This is a genomic window from Achromobacter sp. D7-1 (assembly GCF_059760445.1).
Map to the genome: position 1 here is coordinate 13,049 of NZ_JCBAMT010000088.1, position 16,232 is coordinate 29,280.

Here is a 16,232-nt window from a genome sequence, read left to right on the forward strand (position 1 = left end):
AAGGTTCATTCGGCGTGCAGCGTGACGCCCGGGCGGTCCTTGACCAGGCTCACGGCCACGAAGGACACCACGGCCATGACGATGACGTAGACGCCCACATGCCAGGACTGGCCGGTGGCGGTGATGATGGACTGCGCGATCATCGCGGCGAAGGCGCCGCCCAGGATGGAGCCCAGCGCATAGCCCGCCGACACGCCGGAATAGCGCACGTCGGCCGGGAACATCTCGGCATACAGCGCGGCCTGCGGTCCATAGGTCAGGCCCAGCGGCACCGACAGCACGGCCAGGGCGAAGGCGAACTGCATCACGTCGCCGGATTCGATGAAGGACCACATCGGTATGGCCCACAGTGCCAGCAGCACGTAGCCGAGCTGGAAGGTGCGCACGCGGCCGATGCGGTCGCCCAGCCAGCCGCCCAGCAGCGTGGTGCCCAGCCAGCAGGCCGCGGCCAGCGTGCAGATCATCAGCACCTGCTGCGCCGGCATGTGCAGCGTGCGGCTGCCGTAGCTGATGAAGAAGCCGACCAGCAGGTAGCCCGCCGTGCTGTTGCCCACGAAGATCAGCGTGGTCAGCAGGATCTGGCGCGGATGCTTGCGCAGCAAGGTGCCCAGCGGCGCCGAGGAATGGCTGCGGCGCGACTGCATTTCCAGGAACACGGGCGATTCCTCGACGGCGCGGCGGATGAAGACGCCGACCACGATGAGCGCGATGGACAGCAGGAAGGACACGCGCCAGCCCCAGGCCATGAAATTGTCGGCGCCGACCAGGGCGGTGATGCACCACAGCACGCCGGTGGCGACGATCATGCCCAGCGGCACGCCGATTTGCGGGAAGGCGCCGAACAGCGAACGCCGCTCCCGGGGCGCGTGCTCGACCGCCATGAGCGCCGCGCCGCCCCATTCGCCGCCGGCCGAGAAGCCTTGCAGTACGCGCAAGGCCACCAGCATCACCGGCGCCCAGATGCCGATCTGCGCGTAGGTCGGCAGCACGCCGATCAGGGCTGTCGACACGCCCATCAGGATCAGCGTGGCCGCCAGTACCCGCTTGCGGCCGTAGCGGTCGCCCAGGTGGCCGCAGACGATGGCGCCCAGCGGCCGGAACAGGAAGGCCACGCCCACGGTCGCGAACGACAGGATCAGCGACAGCTCCGGGTTCTCCTTGGCGAAGGGCGCGAAGAACAGCGAGCCCAGCACCAGGCCCGCGGCCTGGACGTAGATGAAGTAGTCGTACCACTCGATGGCCGAGCCGACCAGCGTGGCGGCCAGCACCTTGCGGTCGTCGGCGCTGACCAGCGGGCCGGACGCGGACCGGGGGGCGGATGCGACGGCGGCGCCGCCGGCGGGGATTTCTGTTTGCATGGTTGTCTCCTTGGGGGAATGCGGCGGTTCAGGTTCTTTTCGGGGGGGGGCGCCTAGGCCGCGGCGCTCTGCGGCGCGTCGGGCTGGTTTTCCGGGCGAGCGGCTTCAAACGCAGGCAGGCCGGCGCAGGCCTGGACAATGGCGCGGACCCGTTCGAAAGGCGCCAGGTCCGCGCCGTAGCGCAAGGCGTTGTAGACCTGCGGGATCAGGTAGCACTCGACCAGCGTGGGCGCGGCGCCCAGCGCGTAGCCGCCGTCCTGCGCCGGGGGCAGCGCTGCCTCGAAGGCCTGGAAGCCTTCGGCGCACCAATGGCGATACCAGTCCTGGATCTGTTCGTCGTCCGCGCCGAACTGGGCGCGCAGGCGCTTGAGCGCGCGCAGGTTGTTGAGCGGATGCATTTCGCAGGCGATCAGTTGGGCCAACGCGCGGGCCTGAGCGCGCTGCGCCGGATCGGCCGGCAGCAGCGGTGCATCAGGATGGCGCTCGTCCAGGTACTCGATGATGGCCAGCGACTGTTGCAGGCGCAGGCCGTCGATCTCCAGCATGGGCACCAGGCCGAAGGGCGCCAGCGAGCGGTAGGCGGGTTGCTGGTGCTCACCCTTGACCATGTGCCAGGTGACCTGCCGGTACGGCAGGCCCTTCAAGGCCAGGGCGATGCGGACCCGGTAGGCCGCGGAACTGCGCCAGTAGCTGTGCAGGGTGAGGGCAGGGGTGTCGGCCATGGCGGTCTCCGGTCAGGCGGCGGCGGTTGCGGGCACGCTGGCCGATGCGGCGCCAGGCATGGGACGCGTGCCGGGGATCCGCACCTGCTGGTCGATGTCGCCGAACAGGCTCAGGCCCGCGTCGTCGCGCATGCCGATGCGCACGCGGTCGCCGTGCTTGAGGAAGGGGGTGCGCATGTCGCCGTGGCGCAGTTTTTCCCGCACCCGCGCTTCGACCAGGCAGCACACGCCGGCGGCGTCGCTGGCATTCGAAATGGTGCCGCTGCCCACCAGGGTGCCGGCGCCCAGGCGGCGGGTGCGGGCCGCGTGCGCGATCAGCTCGCCGAAATGGAATTGCATTTCCTCGCCCGCCTGGGGCTGGCCGATCTGCTGGCCGTTGAGCCACACCTGCATGGCGCGGTGCAGCTTGCCGCCGCGCCAGTAGGGCGCCAGTTCGTCGGGCGTGACCAGCACGGGCGACAGCGCCGAGGCCGGCTTGCCTTGCAGGAAGCCGAAGCCCTTGGACAGTTCGGGCAGCACCACGTTGCGCAGGGTCACGTCGTTGACCAGGCCCAGCAGCACGACGTGTTCCAGCGCCGTGTCCGCGTTCACGCCCAGCGGCACGTCGTCGGTTACCACCACGATCTCCGCTTCCAGGTCCACGCCCAGGTCCTCGCTGGCGGCGGTGATGTCCTCGCACGGTCCCATGAAGTCGTCCGAGGCGCCCTGGTACATCAGCGGATCGGTCAGGAACGAGGGCGGCATCTCGCCGCCGCGGGCGCGGCGCGTCAGGTCCACGTGGTTCAGGTAGGCGGACGCGTCCAGCCATTGGTAGGCGCGCGGCAGGGGCGCGGCGCAGCGCGCCGGATCGAAGGGCTGGCTGGCGCCGTCGCCCGCGTTCAGCGCTTCGTATTCGGCCTGCAGCAGCGGCGCGGCGCGGGCCCAGTCGTCCAGCGCCTGCTGCAGCGTGGCTGCAATGTGCGGCACGGCGCGCGTGCGGGTCAGGTCGCGGCTGACGACGGCCAGGGCGCCGTCGCGGGCGCCATTGCTCAGGGTGGCGAGTTTCATGTTCAGGTGCTCCGTATCGGATGGGGAGGCCCGCGGCGGGGCCTCGTGGCGTGGTGGCGTGCCGGGGTCAGGCGGTGAGTTCGGCCCACATGTCGCGGTCGCGCTCGGCGGTCCAGACGCGCGGCTCGGTGATGCCGCTGGCCTCGTCGTAGGCGCGCGAGACGTCGAAGGGAATGGCGTGTTCGTAGATGACGACGTGGCCGAATTCCGGGTCCATCACGCGGCGGGTGTCTTCGTAGACCTGCTTCAGGCTCTTGCCTTGCTCCACGCCCTGGCGGGCGCAGCCGTACAGCGTCTCGACCCAGCTGCGGGTGTAGCCGATGGCCTCGCGGCAGGCGGCGGGCGTGGTCAGGGCGGGGCCGCGGCCCGGCACCATCTGGCGCGGTTCCAGTGCTTGCAGCGCGTCCAGCGTGGCGGGCCAGTCGGACAGATAGGCATCGCCCGTGTAGACGCCCGCGTTGAACTCCACCAGGTCGCCGGAGAAACAGATGCCCTGCGACGGAATCCAGACGATGGAGTCGCCGCGGGTATGGCCCGCGCCCAGATGCAGCATGCGCACTTCGAGACTGCCCAGGAACACGGTCAGTTCGCGCTCGAACACCACGGTGGGCCAGGTCAGTCCCGGGATGCCTTCGGCGGACTGGAACAGGCGCGGGAAGCGGCCAATTTCGGAATCCATGTCGGCCTGGCCGCGCTCGACGATGAGTTCATGCGTGCCGCGGCTGGCGTACACGTGGGCCGCGCCTTCGGCGGCGAAGGCGGATGCGCCCAGCACGCGCACCGCGTGGTAGTGGGTCAGGGCGACGTGGCGGATGGGCTTGTCGGTGACGCCGCGGATGGCGCGTATCAGTCCCTGGGCCATGGCCGGCGTGGCGGTCGCGTCGACCACCATCACGCTGTCGTCGCCGATGATCACGCCCGAGTTGGGGTCGCCGTCGGCGACGTAGGCGTAGGCGTTTTCGGACAGGCGTTCGAAGGAGATCTTTTTTTCCGCCAGGTCGGCCTGGGAGGCGAAGGGTTTGCTCATGGTGTTCCTCTAATGGATGGAAAGTGGGGCGGCTCAGCCGGCGTGGGCCTGGCTGCGCTGCTGGCTGCTGGTGCCGGTGGCGCCGGGCATCAGCCCGGCGGCCTTGTCGCGGGTCCAGGCAGCCAGGTCGTCGTGGGCGCTGCGGCGCTTGCGGGCCACGTAGTCGGCCACCGGCAGGCGCAGGGTCAGTTCGAGGCGGATGCCGTTGGGATCGAAGAAATAGATCGAGCGGATGAAGTGGTGGTCGGTCGGCCCCACTACCTCGACGCCGTGGGACTGCAGCCGCTGGCGCATGTGCTCCAGTTCGGCTTCGCCGCGGATTTCCATGGCGAAGTGGTTGACCCAGCGCGGCGTGGCGGGGTCGGGCTGGCTCTGGCCGTTGTCGCCCAGGTCGAAGAAGGCGATGTGCGAACCGTCGGCGAACTCGAAGAACAGATGCACGAAGGGGCAGTGCTCGCCGGTGGAAGGCACGCGTTCCTCCTTGACCACGTGCACCAGCGGCAGGCCGAGGATGTCTTCATAGAAATGCCGGGTTTCCTCGGCATCGCGGCAGCGCCAGGCGAAGTGGTGCAGGCCCTGGATGGCGGGGGCGCCCGGCGGGGCGGCATGGGATGGGTTGAGCGTCATGGCGCCGTCTCCGTGGTTCATGGAATGTTCAAGGCGGGCGAGCCGGGCTGGGCCGCCAGCATTTCGTCTACCGCCGCCTGCACGCGGGCCGCGTCGTCCACGGCTTCGATGAGCAGCAGCGACAGCCGGGCCAGGCTGTCGCGCTGGGCCGCCGGGTCGGGCACGTTGGTCAGCGCGATCAGGCGCTCTAGCAGGTCGTCAAGCTGTTGCTGGGATAGCGGCATGGTTGGCGCCTCCGGTTGAGCGGTAGAGGCCGCGGGCCTCGGGCAAGGGTTCGGGACAGGCGCCGGGCGCATCCAGCGCGGCGGCGACCCAGGCCAGCATGGCCTCGGGATCGCCGGTCTCTGGCGTGGCGGCCGCCATGACATGCTGGTCGGGCCGCAGCAGCCAGGCCTCGCCGTCCAGCGTCTGCCCGAGCTGGTGCGCCAGGGCGGCGCGTCCGCGCTCGTCGCACAGCGGCCCGACCGCGACCCAGCGCAACAGGCCGTCGCCGTCCTGCGCGCCGGGCGGCAAGGCATCGCCGAACACCAGGACGGTGAACCAGGGACCGAGCAGGCCGTGCAAGGTCAGGCCATCCGCCTGCCGCAGCACCACGTTGGGCAGCGCGCGCCCGGCCAGCGCATGGGAGCCGCAAGCCAGTGCCGACGCGGGATAGACGGCCGGCATGCACAGGCGGCCGGTGTTGATCATGCGGGCGGCGACGGCGTGGCGCGGCGCCAGGTCGATGATGGCGTCGCGCCACAGCGCGGCGGAGCGGGCAGCGCCCGGGTAAACGAAGCGCGAGGAGCGGCGCGCCTGGCGGATGTTCTCCATTGCCGCGTGCTTGCGCTCGGCGCTGTAGCTATCCAGCAGCGAGTCGCCGGCGCGGCCTTGCAGCAGCAGGGCCAGCTTCCAGGCCAGGTTGTCGGCGTCCTGGATGCCGCCGTTGCCGCCGCGCGCGCCGAAGGGCGCCACCAGATGGGCCGAATCGCCCGCGAACAGCACCCGGCCATGGCGCAGGCTGTCCAGGCATTCATGGCGGTAGGCCCAGACGCCATGCCAGGCAATGTCGAATTCCACGCGCTCGCCCAGCAGGTCCCAGACGCGCTGGCGCATGGCCGCGTCCGTGGCCGCTTCGGCCGGGTCTTCGTCCGGGCGGAGCTGGAAGTCCAGCCGCCAGGTGTCGTCGGCCATCTTGTGGCGCCAGACCGCGCGGCCATGGTTGCTGCGCGCGTCCAGCCAGGTCCAGCGTTCCTCCGGCCAGGTGGTGTCGCGCAACACGATGTCGATGATGATCCAGCGGTCCTCGGTCTGGTCGTAGACGCGCGGGCTCAGGCCCAGCATGCCGCGCACCGCGCTCTTGGCGCCGTCGCAGGCGACCACCCATTGCGCGCGGCAGGCGTAGGCGCCGTCGGGCGTCTCCACTTGCAAGGTCGCCGGGCCTGCGGCTTGCGGTTCGATGCCAGCAACGCGGTTCAGCCAGCGCAGCTCGGCCAGCGGCTCGCGCATCAGCGCATCCACCAGGAAGGCTTCCAGGTAGTACTGCTGCAGGTTGACGAAGCCGTTGTGGCGCATGTCGGGCTGGTCCTGCAGCGTGAAGGACGCCACCGCCAGGTCGCGGCACAGCACCCGGCCGACGTTCCAGCGCACGCCCTTGCCGACCACGTCGCCAGCCATGCCGAGGCGGTCGAAGATGTCCAGCGTGCGCTGCGCCCAGACCATGCCGCGCGAGGCCAGGCCGCGCACGCCGACGGTGTTGTCGTCGTCCAGCACGACCACGGGAATGCCGCGCCGCACCAGATCCAGGGCCAGCGTCAGGCCGGTCAGCCCGGCCCCCACGACGGCCACCGGATGCGGCTCGCGGCGCGGGCGGTCCATGTCATCGGGCCTGACGTACGGGTAGATGGGAAGCTCTTTCATCGTTTTCCCTAGTTCGATGTGGTTTGTTGCAGGCCTCACTCTAGGAGCGCCGCGCGCGCCCGTCATGTCCTCACGGGAGAGGACACCGCGGCGGCGGAGGATGACCTTAGAATCGGGAAAACACGCGCAAGCGGGGAAAACGACACCATGGAAGAGACACACAACCCTATGCCCGCGGGCGGGGGGCCGGACCGCTGGGCCGAGTCCGCCGTCATGGACCTGGGCGGCCCGATGTTCCACGCCGCGCTGCTGCTGGCGCTGCGCGAAACCGTGGCCGCCGACCACGTGTCGCACGTGTTCTACGGCCACGAAGGCCTGGTGCAGTATTCGTCGGCGGCCAGCCTGCTGAACCAGTCCCTGATTGAATGGACCACCAATGTGTTCGTGGACAACGAGTTCTACCGGCGCGATCCCAACTACGGCCTGCTGCGCGACATGGCCTGCCGCCCCGGCCATCATCCCGACCTGGTCGTGCAGACGGCGTCCCCGGAACGCATCGCGGACGACGAGTACCGCCGTCTGCTGTTCGAGCGCCCCGGCTTCGCCAGCAAGATTTCGCTCATCGGCTGCCGCGACGAGGGCATCAGCTACCTGAACCTGTACTTCTCGCGCACCCATTCACCGAACGTGGCCGAACTGATGCGCGGGCGCGCGCCCTTGCTGATCGCGTTGGCGCGGCGGCATCACCAACTGTGCCGCGCGGAAGCGGAACCGACACGCGCGGCCTCCTGGTGCAGCGGCCTGTCGCTGCGCGAAGTCCAGGTGGCCGACCTGCTGCGCCAGGGCCATACCGCCAAAGAGGTGGGGCGTGAGCTGGGCCTGTCGCCCACCACCGTGGTGACCTACAAGAACCGCATCTTCAAGAAGAACAACGTGGCCAGCCTGAAGGAATTCCTGATCAAGGCGCCGGCCGCGTGCGCCGCGCCGGCCTGTACTGCCGAGGCCGGCGGCCGTTGAGATTCGGCTGGGCGCCCCAGGCCGGCGGCAGTTGAGCATGGCCTGTACGCCTGAGGCCGGCGGCCGCTAAGCATCGCTTGCATGCCCGCGGCTCGCGGGCGCCGGGTATTGCCCGCATTGAATGGGGTCAGGCCGCCACGGAAGGCCGCAGCCGGACGATGGCCGGAACCGCCAACGCCGCCAGCAGCGCCACGGCCGCGGCCACATAGCCGACGCTGCCCAGGCCCCACTGCGCGATGGCGAAGCCGCCCAGCATGGCGCCGGCGCCGATGCCGGCATTGGCCGCCGATACGTTCAGCGTTCCCGCCATGGCCTGGGCGTGAGGCGCCACCTTCATCACTCGCACCTGGCAGACCGGATACAAGGCCGTGTTGGCGATGCTCCAGACGGCCAGTGCCGGCAGCAATCCGGCAAGCGAAGCCGCCAGGGGTACGGCGGCCATCATGCCCAACCCCAACAACAGCGTGAATACCAGCGTGGCGGCCAAGGGATTGCGGTCCGCCGCCAGTCCGCCCAGCCAATTGCCCGCCAGCCCCGCCGCGCCAAAGCCCATCAGCCACCATCCCACTTGCGCCGGCGGCACGCCGGCGATGCGTTCCAGCACGTCGGCCAGATAGGTATAGGAGGTGAACATCGCGGTGAACACCGCCACGGACAGCCCGATGTGGGCCAGCATGCGCGGATCCCGCAGAATGCGCGCCTGCTCGCGCAAGCCGATGCGTGGCGGGCGCGGCAAGGCCGGCATGCAGGCCGACATCAGCGCGGCCAGCGCCAGGGACAGCGCGGCCAGCCCCCAGAAGCTGCCGCGCCAGCCTATCGACGTGGCGGCCAGCGTGCCCAGCGGAATGCCGAACAGCAGGGCGGCGGAAATGCCCAGGTACACGCGCGCCACCGCCTGCCCGGCGCGGCGTGGACCGGCCAATTGCGCGGCGGCCTCGCTGGCCGTACCCCAGAACACCGGCAGCGCCAGCGCCGGAATGAAGCGCGCCAGCGCCAGCACCCAGATGTTGGGCGCGGCCGCGGCCAGCGCGTTGGAGGCGGCGAAGACCAGCAGGATCGCCACGAACAGGCGCTTGCGCTCCAGGTGCGATACCGCCGCCGTCAGCAAGGGCCCCGACAGCATCACCGTGAACGCGAACAGCGTCACCAACTGGCCCACGGCGGAAACGGAGATGGACAGGTCGCGGGCCAGTTCGGGCAGCAGTCCCACGATCAGGAATTCCGTGGAAACGATGACGAAAGCCGCGACAGCGAGGATGCCGATGGAAAGCGCGCTGGAGCGGGCCGGGACGGATGGGGAGGCGAGGGAGGATTCGAGCATGGATGGGTTCAAGAGGAATACAGTCTTGAACGATATTGGAGATAGAATTTCTTATCTCAGGTATGTTTTCCATAAATTAAGGAATCTGATTCCTTAATCATCGCCGCCATGATCCCATCCGAACGCCTCAAAGGCATCGAAGCCTTCGTCACCACCGCGGACGCCGGCAGCTTCACCGCCGCCGCCGACCGGCTCCACCTTACTGCCTCGGCCGTGGGAAAAAGCGTCGCCCGGCTGGAGGCCCGCCTGCGTACCCGCCTGTTCGAGCGCAGCACCCGTCGCCTGGCCCTGACGGACGCGGGCAGCGCCTACTACCGCACCTGCGTGCGCGTGCTGGCCGAATTGCAGGACGCCGAGGCAGTGCTGGCGGCGCAGCGCCAGGAGCCCGTCGGCCGGCTGCGCGTGGACCTGCCCGCGACCTTCGGCCGCCGGGTGGCGCTGCCGCTGCTGCTGCAATTCGCCCAGCGGCATCCGCAGTTGCGGCCCTGCGTGTCGTTCACGGACCGTTTCGTCGATCTGGCCGACGAGGGCATAGACGTGGCCGTGCGCATCGGCGGGCCGCCGCAGTGGGCGCCCGGCCTGGGCCACCGCTATCTGGGCTCGGAGCGCGTGATTTTCTGCGCCTCGCCGCAATATCTGGCGCGCCGCGGCACGCCGCTCACGGCCGACGATCTGGCCCAGCATGACGCCGTGGCCTACGGGCGCGCGGACGGGGAACCTCCGGTCTGGCGGATCGCGCAGGGCGCGGGACCCGCCAGCCTGCGGCCGATCGACGGCGTCATGACGCTGGACAGCGCCGAAGCCCAGGTCGACGCCGTCGCCGCAGGCTTCGGCATCGCGCAGTTGGCGACCTGGCTCGCGGCCGACGCCTTGCGCGACGGCCGGGTGGTCGAAGTGCTGCCGCAACTGGCTGCCGAGGGCTTGCCCCTGTATTTGGTGTGGCCGCTGAGCAAGCAGCTGTTGCCCAAGGTGGATGCGGTGGTGGAGATGCTGGGGGAAGCGCTGAGTATCGCCTAGCGGGCAGCCGCAACATCGCTCGGTCTGAGAAAGAGGTGGTCGAGTCCCGCCTTGTGCCGCTGCCTTCTACGCTGCGCATCCAGCACACCGGATGCGCGTCACGTGGACAGTCTTACGTGGCGCTCTCATCAAACAGGAAGCCCGAATGCTGACCTATCCCTACATCCTGACTCGCGACACCAACGACACGTGGCTGGTCCGGTTTCCTGATATTCCAGAAGCGCTGTCCGTGGGGCAGGACGTCGACGAGGCGGCGATCAATGCCGAAGAGGCGCTCGAGGCGGCGCTGGAGATCTATTTCGAGGCGCGCCGCCCCATCCCCATGCCCTCCAAGCCAGCCAAGGGCCAGGCGTCGGTAATCTTGCCTGCCTTGATCACCAGCAAGGTCTTTCTGTCGAACGAGATGATTTTGCAGGGAGTGCGCAAGGCCGAGTTGGCAAGGCGCATGGGTGTTCATATGCCGCAAGTGGACCGGTTGCTGAATGTGCGGCATGCGTCCCGGATCGAACAGGTCGAATCTGCCCTTGGACAGCTTGGGCGCCGCCTGGACGTGTCGATCGCCTGAGGCTGGTATCTAGGCAAGTCCCGCGCTCCAATGAAAATCGGCCCCGATAAATCGGGGCCGATCATCTTGCGTCGGAGAAAACCAGCCTTACTCCGCCGTTTCCTGCAGCACGCGCTTCGCTTCCTCGGCCACGCGCTCGGGGGCGGTGCCACCCACGTGCTTGCGGGCCGCGACGGAGCCTTCCAGGGTCAGGACCTGGTGCACGTCGTCGCCGATGCTGGCGTGGTAGGCCTTGAGCTCGTCCAGCGACAGGTCGGCCAGGTCGCAGCCGCGCTGTTCGCAGTCGCGGACCGCGTGGGCCACCACTTCGTGGGCGTCGCGGAAAGGTATGCCGCGCTTGACCAGGTAGTCGGCCAGGTCGGTGGCGGTGGCGAAGCCTTGCAAGGCGGCGGCGCGCATGTTGTCGGCCTTGACCTTGATGCCGCCGGCCATGTCCGCAAAGATCGTCAGCGTGTCGCGCACGGTGTCGACGGTGTCGAACAGGCCTTCCTTGTCTTCCTGGTTGTCCTTGTTGTAGGCCAGGGGCTGGCCCTTCATCAGGGTCAGCAGGGCGACCAGGTGGCCGTTGACGCGGCCGGTCTTGCCGCGGGCCAGCTCGGGCACGTCGGGGTTCTTTTTCTGCGGCATGATCGAGCTGCCGGTGCAGAAGCGGTCGGCCAGGTCGATGAAGCCCACGCGCGGGCTCATCCAGAGCACCAGCTCTTCGGACAGGCGCGAGACGTGCGTCATGATCAGCGCGCCGGCGGCGCAGAATTCGATGGCGAAGTCGCGGTCGGACACGGCGTCCAGCGAATTGCGGCAGACGCCGTCAAAGCCCAGGGTCTTGGCGACGCGCTCGCGGTCGATCGGGTAGGACGTGCCGGCCAGGGCGGCGGCGCCCAGCGGCAGGCGGTTCACGCGGCGGCGGCAGTCCGCCAGGCGCTCGGCGTCGCGGCCGAACATTTCCGCATAGGCCAGCAGGTGGTGGCCGAAGGTGACCGGCTGGGCCACTTGCAGGTGCGTGAAGCCGGGCATGATGGTGCCGGCGTGTTCCAGCGCCACCGTGGCCAGGGCGCGGCGCAGCTGGCGCAGCAGGTCCAGCAGGTTGTCGATTTCAGCGCGCAGCCACAGGCGGATGTCGGTGGCGACCTGGTCGTTGCGCGAACGGCCGGTGTGCAGGCGCTTGCCCGCGTCGCCCACCAGCTCCACCAGGCGCTTTTCGATGTTCAGGTGCACGTCTTCGAGGTCGAGCAGCCATTGGAAGCTGCCGGCGTCAATTTCGGACAGGATCTGGGTCATGCCGCGCTGGATGTCGGCCAGGTCCTGGGCGCCGATGATGCCCTGGGCGGCCAGCATGTCCGCATGCGCGAGCGAGCCCTGGATGTCGTAGCGCGCCAGGCGCTTGTCGAAATCCACGGACGCCGTATAGCGCTTGACGAGTTCGGAAACCGGTTCCGAGAACCGGGCGGACCAGGCCTGCGCCTTGTTGGCGAACTGGTTTTGATCGGGGGAGGGAGTGTTTGCCATGATGGGCGGAATTATAGGCCCTGGCGTGGCGCCGGGTGGCGCGCCTGCTGGCGGCGAACCCTCTGAGCGGGCCTTTGTCGGATAATCCTGGATTAGTTTCAAGACCTTAGAGCAGGAAGAGAGCCTATGCCCCTGGAATGGGAAGAGCTGGTCACCCAATTGGATACCCATCTGCCGCGCGAAGCCTGGGCGCAGACCTTGATCGGGATCGGCGCGCTGATCCTGGCCGCGCTGTTCGTCCAGTGGGTCGTGGCCCGGGTCGTGCTGCTGCTGGCGCACCGCGTGCTGGTGCTGAGCGGCCGCGGCGACTGGGATAAGGCCCTGCAACGCCGCCGCGCCTACCAGAACCTTTGGTATGCCGTGCCATTCGCGGTGGTGTCGCTGGGCATAGACCTGGTGCCGCACGTCGAGCGGGCGGTGACCATTGTCGGGCGGCTGGCGCACGCCGGCGCCTGGATCTGCGTGTTCGTGGCGTTTTCCGGCGTGCTGAGCGCCTGGCAGGACACCTATTCCGCCACCACCCGGGCGCAGACCCGCTCCATCAAGGGCTATATCCAGATCGGCAAGCTGATCCTGATGGCGGTGTGCACCGTTTTGGTGCTTTCCATCCTGATTGACCGTTCGCCGCTCTGGATGATCTCCGGCCTGGGCGCGCTGTCCGCGGTGCTGCTGCTGGTGTTCAAGGACACGCTGCTGTCGCTGGTGGCCAGTACCCAGCTGACCAGCAACGACATGCTGCGCATCGGCGACTGGATCGAGATGCCGCAGTCCAACGCCGACGGCTTCGTCAAGGACATCGCCCTGCACACGGTCAAGGTGCAGAACTGGGACAACACCGTCACCACGGTGCCCACCTACAAGCTGTTCTCGGAAAGCTACCGCAACTACCGCCACATGTTCGAATCGGGCGGGCGCCGCATCAAGCGCACCCTCCGCATCGACTCGGCCAGCGTGCGCTTCCTGAGCGACGACGAAGCGCAGCGGCTGATGCGGTTCCGCCTGCTGCACGACTACCTGCAGGCCAAGACCCACGACATCGCCCAGGCCAACCAGACCATGGGCGAGTTGGCCAGCGTGCCGGCCAACCGCCGCCGCCTGACCAATATCGGCACCCTGCGGGCCTATGCGCTGGCCTACCTGAAGCAGAATCCCGAGGTCCGTCAGGACATGGCCATGATGGTGCGCATGATGGAGCCCACCTCCGAAGGCATTCCGGTCGAGGTCTATTGCTTTACGGCGGTTACCGCCTGGGTCGAGTACGAACGCATCCAGGGCGACATCTTCGACCATCTGCTGGCCATCCTGCCAGAACTGGGCCTGCGCCTGTACCAGCAGCCGTCCGGCGCCGACATCGGCGCGATGGGCGCCCATCTGCGCGAAGGCGCCTTGCAGGCCGCGCTGGCCGCCGACGGCGTTCGCCCCGGCCTGGCCGCGCCGTTGGAGCACGGCCTGACCGACGCCAAGATGCCGCGCTAGCGGACAGCGGGTGCGTCGGGGCGTCCGGGCGGGGCCGGCGGGTGGCCCCGTGAGATAATCCAGGCGTTGAAATCCCAGGCGATAGACCCGATGTCGAACCCGTTCTTCAACCTGTATTCCCACGGCTTTGCCCGGGTCGCCGTCGGCGTGCCCGAATGCAAGGTCGCGGACCCCGCGTTCAATGCCGCCCAGACCATTGCGCTGGCGCAGCAGGCCGCCCAGGGCGGGGCGGTGCTGGCGGCGTTTCCCGAGCTGGGCCTGTCCGCCTACACCTGCGACGACCTGTTCCACCAGAAGGCCTTGCTGGACGAATGCGAGGAAGCGCTGGCGCGGGTGGTCGCGGCCACGGCCGAGATGGACATCGCCGTCGTCGTCGGCGCGCCGCTGCGGGTGGCCCACCAGCTATTCAACTGCGCCGTGGTCGCCGCCGGCGGCCGCGTGCTGGGCGTGGTGCCCAAGAGCTATCTGCCCAACTACGGCGAATTCTACGAAGCGCGCCAGTTCAGCGCCGGGGATTGCGCCATCGTTTCCGAGATCAGCCTGCTGGGCCAGACCGTGCCTTTCGGGTCCGAGCTGCTCTTCCAGATGGAAAAGCTGCCGCTGTTCCAGTTCCACGTCGAAATCTGCGAGGACGTCTGGGTGCCGATCCCGCCGTCCTCCTACGCCGCGCTGGCGGGCGCCACGGTGCTGGTCAACCTGTCGGCCTCCAACATCGTGGTCGGCAAGTCCGACTACCGCCACCAGCTGGTGGCGCAGCAGTCGGCGCGCTGCCTGTCGGCCTATATGTACACCTCCGCCGGGCGGGGCGAGTCCTCTACCGACATGGCCTGGGACGGCCAGGCGCTCATCTACGAAAACGGCGAACTGCTGGGCGAATCGGAACGCTTCCTCGGCCACTCCCACCTGCTGTTCTCGGACGTGGACCTGGAACGCCTGTCGCGCGAGCGCATGCGCCAGACCACCTTCGGCCAGTCGGTGCGCCGCCACCAGGACGAAGTCCGCAAGTTCCGCAGCGTGGCGGTGCCCGTGAACCCGCCGCTGGAAGACGCCGAACTGCCGCTGGAGCGGCGCGTGGCGCGCTTCCCTTATGTGCCGGCCGACCCGCAGCGCCGCGACGCCCGCTGCAAGGAGGTCTACAGCATCCAGGTGCAGGCCCTGGTCCAACGCCTGTCGGCCAGCGGCATGTCCAAGGTCGTCATCGGTATTTCCGGCGGACTGGATTCAACCCATGCACTGCTGGTCTGCGCCAAGGCCATGGACGCGCTGGAACTGCCGCGCTCCAATATCCTGGCCGTCACCATGCCGGGTTTCGCCACCAGTTCGCGCACGCTGCAGCAGGCGCGCAAGCTGATGGAGGTGGTGGGATGCACGGCCTCCGAGATCGACATCCGGCCCAGCTGCCTGCAGATGCTTAAGGACCTGGGCCATCCCTATGCGGACGGCAAGCCGGTCTACGACATCACCTTCGAGAACGTGCAGGCCGGCGAGCGCACCAACCACCTGTTCCGCATCGCGAACTTCAACCACGCCATCGTTATCGGCACCGGCGACCTGAGCGAATTGGCGCTGGGCTGGTGCACCTACGGCGTGGGCGATCACATGTCGCACTACAGCGTCAACGCTAGCGTGCCCAAGACGCTCATTACCCACCTGGTGCGCTGGGTGGCCGAATCCGGCCGGCTGGGCGAGGAGGGCGCGCAGGTGCTGCTGGACGTGCTGGGCACCGACGTCAGCCCCGAATTGGTGCCTGGCGGCGCGGACGACAAGCCGGTGCAGAAAAGCGAAGACAGCATCGGTCCTTACGAACTCCAGGATTTCAACCTGTACTACACGCTGCGCTACGGCTTCGCGCCGACCAAGGTGGCTTTCCTGGCGTTGGCGGCCTGGCGCGACCGCGAGGCCGGCGCCTGGCCCGAGGGCGGCCATGTGGCCCGCAACCAGTACGATCTGGCGGCCATCAAGCGCAACCTGAAGATATTCCTGGACCGCTTCTTCCGTCTCAGCCAGTTCAAGCGCACGTGCGTGCCCAATGCGCCCAAGGTCGGCTCCGGCGGTTCGCTGTCGCCGCGCGGCGACTGGCGTGCGCCCAGCGATTCCGAGTCGGTGGTGTGGATGCGCGACGCCGAGCGCATACCCGACGAAGCCTGACCGGGATTTTCCGCCAAGGGGGAACCCGGTATTTGGGCTCCCTGGCGGGTGGTATTCTCTTATCCAACGCGCCCTGCGGCCATGCCTAGCCAGGGTGCCGCAACAGATCAAACACCCAGGACGACCAACGTGAAACAAGTCACCGCCATCATCAAACCCTTCAAGCTCGACGAAGTCCGCGAAGCGCTGGCCGAAGTCGGCGTCAGCGGCCTGACCGTTACCGAAGTCAAGGGTTTCGGCCGCCAGAAAGGCCATACCGAGCTCTACCGTGGCGCGGAATACGTGGTGGACTTCCTGCCCAAGATCCGCGTCGAAGTGGTGCTGCCCGACAGCCAGGTCGAAGCCGCCATCGAAGCCGTGGTCAAGGCCGCCCGCACCGGCAAGATCGGCGACGGCAAGATCTTCGTCACGCCGGTTGAACAAGCCATCCGCATCCGCACGGGCGAGAGCGACGAAGAGGCGCTGTAGATCCCACGGGAATCGCGGCTGAGCGGACAGGCTGGGCCTGCCGGCAGCCGCGAGGCCCGGGCTTGATTTTGCGGGTGTTGGGGCAGCAAGGTTC

The 16,232-nt window shown here is 68.4% G+C and carries 15 protein-coding genes; 6 read left to right on the forward strand and 9 right to left on the reverse strand.

The annotated features are described in order from the left end of the window. Window positions 1-5 precede the first annotated feature (5 nt). From AC6LKD_RS27290 to AC6LKD_RS27320, 7 genes are all read right to left on the reverse strand, one after another. Window positions 6-1,358 carry an MFS transporter gene (locus AC6LKD_RS27290; protein WP_492275601.1) on the reverse strand — a complete coding sequence of 451 codons (1,353 nt, stop codon included), beginning with the start codon at window positions 1,356-1,358 and terminating at the stop codon, window positions 6-8. A 53-nt stretch (window positions 1,359-1,411) separates the two neighbouring features. Then, a complete protein-coding gene (gene maiA / locus AC6LKD_RS27295) occupies window positions 1,412-2,080 on the reverse strand; it encodes a maleylacetoacetate isomerase (protein WP_498118002.1) in 669 nt (222 codons plus the stop codon). Window positions 2,081-2,092: 12 nt separating this feature from the next. Next, window positions 2,093-3,127, reverse strand: a complete 1,035-nt coding sequence (locus tag AC6LKD_RS27300) for a fumarylacetoacetate hydrolase family protein (RefSeq protein ID WP_498118004.1) — start codon at window positions 3,125-3,127, stop codon at window positions 2,093-2,095. Between the two features lie 67 nt (window positions 3,128-3,194). Next, window positions 3,195-4,154 (reverse strand): MBL fold metallo-hydrolase, encoded by a 960-nt coding sequence (locus tag AC6LKD_RS27305; RefSeq protein WP_492275604.1) that lies wholly within the window; start codon window positions 4,152-4,154, stop codon window positions 3,195-3,197. 33 nt (window positions 4,155-4,187) lie between these two features. Next, window positions 4,188-4,781 (reverse strand): VOC family protein, encoded by a 594-nt coding sequence (locus tag AC6LKD_RS27310; RefSeq protein WP_498118012.1) that lies wholly within the window; start codon window positions 4,779-4,781, stop codon window positions 4,188-4,190. A gap of 17 nt (window positions 4,782-4,798) precedes the next feature. Further along, window positions 4,799-5,005, reverse strand: a complete 207-nt coding sequence (locus AC6LKD_RS27315; RefSeq protein ID WP_088140018.1) for a DUF2783 domain-containing protein — start codon at window positions 5,003-5,005, stop codon at window positions 4,799-4,801. Continuing rightward, window positions 4,980-6,680, reverse strand: a complete 1,701-nt coding sequence (locus AC6LKD_RS27320) for an FAD-dependent oxidoreductase (RefSeq protein ID WP_498118005.1) — start codon at window positions 6,678-6,680, stop codon at window positions 4,980-4,982. The genes AC6LKD_RS27315 and AC6LKD_RS27320 overlap by 26 nt, the downstream gene beginning before the upstream one ends. Before the next feature lie 147 nt (window positions 6,681-6,827). Between AC6LKD_RS27320 and AC6LKD_RS27325 the strand changes: the two genes are divergently transcribed. Next, complete coding sequence (locus AC6LKD_RS27325; protein WP_498118006.1) at window positions 6,828-7,637, forward strand: helix-turn-helix transcriptional regulator; 810 nt, start codon at window positions 6,828-6,830, stop codon at window positions 7,635-7,637. 127 nt (window positions 7,638-7,764) lie between these two features. On the opposite strand, the gene AC6LKD_RS27330 is transcribed toward AC6LKD_RS27325, so the two are convergent. Then, window positions 7,765-8,958, reverse strand: coding sequence for an MFS transporter (locus AC6LKD_RS27330; protein ID WP_498118007.1), 1,194 nt, complete (start codon window positions 8,956-8,958; stop codon window positions 7,765-7,767). 108 nt (window positions 8,959-9,066) lie between these two features. Between AC6LKD_RS27330 and AC6LKD_RS27335 the strand changes: the two genes are divergently transcribed. Together AC6LKD_RS27335 and AC6LKD_RS27340 are read left to right on the forward strand one after the other, a co-directional pair. Then, a complete protein-coding gene (locus AC6LKD_RS27335; protein ID WP_498118008.1) occupies window positions 9,067-9,975 on the forward strand; it encodes a LysR family transcriptional regulator in 909 nt (302 codons plus the stop codon). Between the two features lie 145 nt (window positions 9,976-10,120). Continuing rightward, window positions 10,121-10,540, forward strand: coding sequence for a type II toxin-antitoxin system HicB family antitoxin (locus AC6LKD_RS27340; RefSeq protein ID WP_498118009.1), 420 nt, complete (start codon window positions 10,121-10,123; stop codon window positions 10,538-10,540). A gap of 87 nt (window positions 10,541-10,627) precedes the next feature. Here AC6LKD_RS27340 and argH read toward each other — a convergent pair whose 3' ends face one another. Beyond that, window positions 10,628-12,046, reverse strand: a complete 1,419-nt coding sequence (gene argH / locus AC6LKD_RS27345) for an argininosuccinate lyase (protein WP_013393292.1) — start codon at window positions 12,044-12,046, stop codon at window positions 10,628-10,630. 126 nt (window positions 12,047-12,172) lie between these two features. On the opposite strand from argH, the gene AC6LKD_RS27350 reads away from it, so the two are divergent. The 3 genes from AC6LKD_RS27350 (at window position 12,173) to AC6LKD_RS27360 (ending at window position 16,138) form a co-directional block, all read left to right on the forward strand. Beyond that, window positions 12,173-13,522, forward strand: coding sequence for a mechanosensitive ion channel family protein (locus tag AC6LKD_RS27350; RefSeq protein ID WP_498118010.1), 1,350 nt, complete (start codon window positions 12,173-12,175; stop codon window positions 13,520-13,522). A gap of 90 nt (window positions 13,523-13,612) precedes the next feature. Next, a complete protein-coding gene (locus tag AC6LKD_RS27355; RefSeq protein ID WP_498118011.1) occupies window positions 13,613-15,670 on the forward strand; it encodes an NAD(+) synthase in 2,058 nt (685 codons plus the stop codon). 129 nt (window positions 15,671-15,799) lie between these two features. Continuing rightward, a complete protein-coding gene (locus tag AC6LKD_RS27360; RefSeq protein WP_013393295.1) occupies window positions 15,800-16,138 on the forward strand; it encodes a P-II family nitrogen regulator in 339 nt (112 codons plus the stop codon). Window positions 16,139-16,232: the final 94 nt, after the last annotated feature.

Coding starts and splice junctions, on each gene's coding strand:
- AC6LKD_RS27300 (WP_498118004.1), bottom strand. CDS start 3,127: ATGAAACTCGCCACCCTGAGCAATGGCGCCCGCGACGGCGCCCTGGCC.
- AC6LKD_RS27325 (WP_498118006.1), top strand. CDS start 6,828: ATGGAAGAGACACACAACCCTATGCCCGCGGGCGGGGGGCCGGACCGC.
- maiA (WP_498118002.1), bottom strand. CDS start 2,080: ATGGCCGACACCCCTGCCCTCACCCTGCACAGCTACTGGCGCAGTTCC.
- argH (WP_013393292.1), bottom strand. CDS start 12,046: ATGGCAAACACTCCCTCCCCCGATCAAAACCAGTTCGCCAACAAGGCG.
- AC6LKD_RS27350 (WP_498118010.1), top strand. CDS start 12,173: ATGCCCCTGGAATGGGAAGAGCTGGTCACCCAATTGGATACCCATCTG.
- AC6LKD_RS27305 (WP_492275604.1), bottom strand. CDS start 4,154: ATGAGCAAACCCTTCGCCTCCCAGGCCGACCTGGCGGAAAAAAAGATC.
- AC6LKD_RS27315 (WP_088140018.1), bottom strand. CDS start 5,005: ATGCCGCTATCCCAGCAACAGCTTGACGACCTGCTAGAGCGCCTGATC.
- AC6LKD_RS27330 (WP_498118007.1), bottom strand. CDS start 8,958: ATGCTCGAATCCTCCCTCGCCTCCCCATCCGTCCCGGCCCGCTCCAGC.
- AC6LKD_RS27340 (WP_498118009.1), top strand. CDS start 10,121: ATGCTGACCTATCCCTACATCCTGACTCGCGACACCAACGACACGTGG.
- AC6LKD_RS27335 (WP_498118008.1), top strand. CDS start 9,067: ATGATCCCATCCGAACGCCTCAAAGGCATCGAAGCCTTCGTCACCACC.
- AC6LKD_RS27290 (WP_492275601.1), bottom strand. CDS start 1,358: ATGCAAACAGAAATCCCCGCCGGCGGCGCCGCCGTCGCATCCGCCCCC.
- AC6LKD_RS27355 (WP_498118011.1), top strand. CDS start 13,613: ATGTCGAACCCGTTCTTCAACCTGTATTCCCACGGCTTTGCCCGGGTC.
- AC6LKD_RS27320 (WP_498118005.1), bottom strand. CDS start 6,680: ATGAAAGAGCTTCCCATCTACCCGTACGTCAGGCCCGATGACATGGAC.
- AC6LKD_RS27310 (WP_498118012.1), bottom strand. CDS start 4,781: ATGACGCTCAACCCATCCCATGCCGCCCCGCCGGGCGCCCCCGCCATC.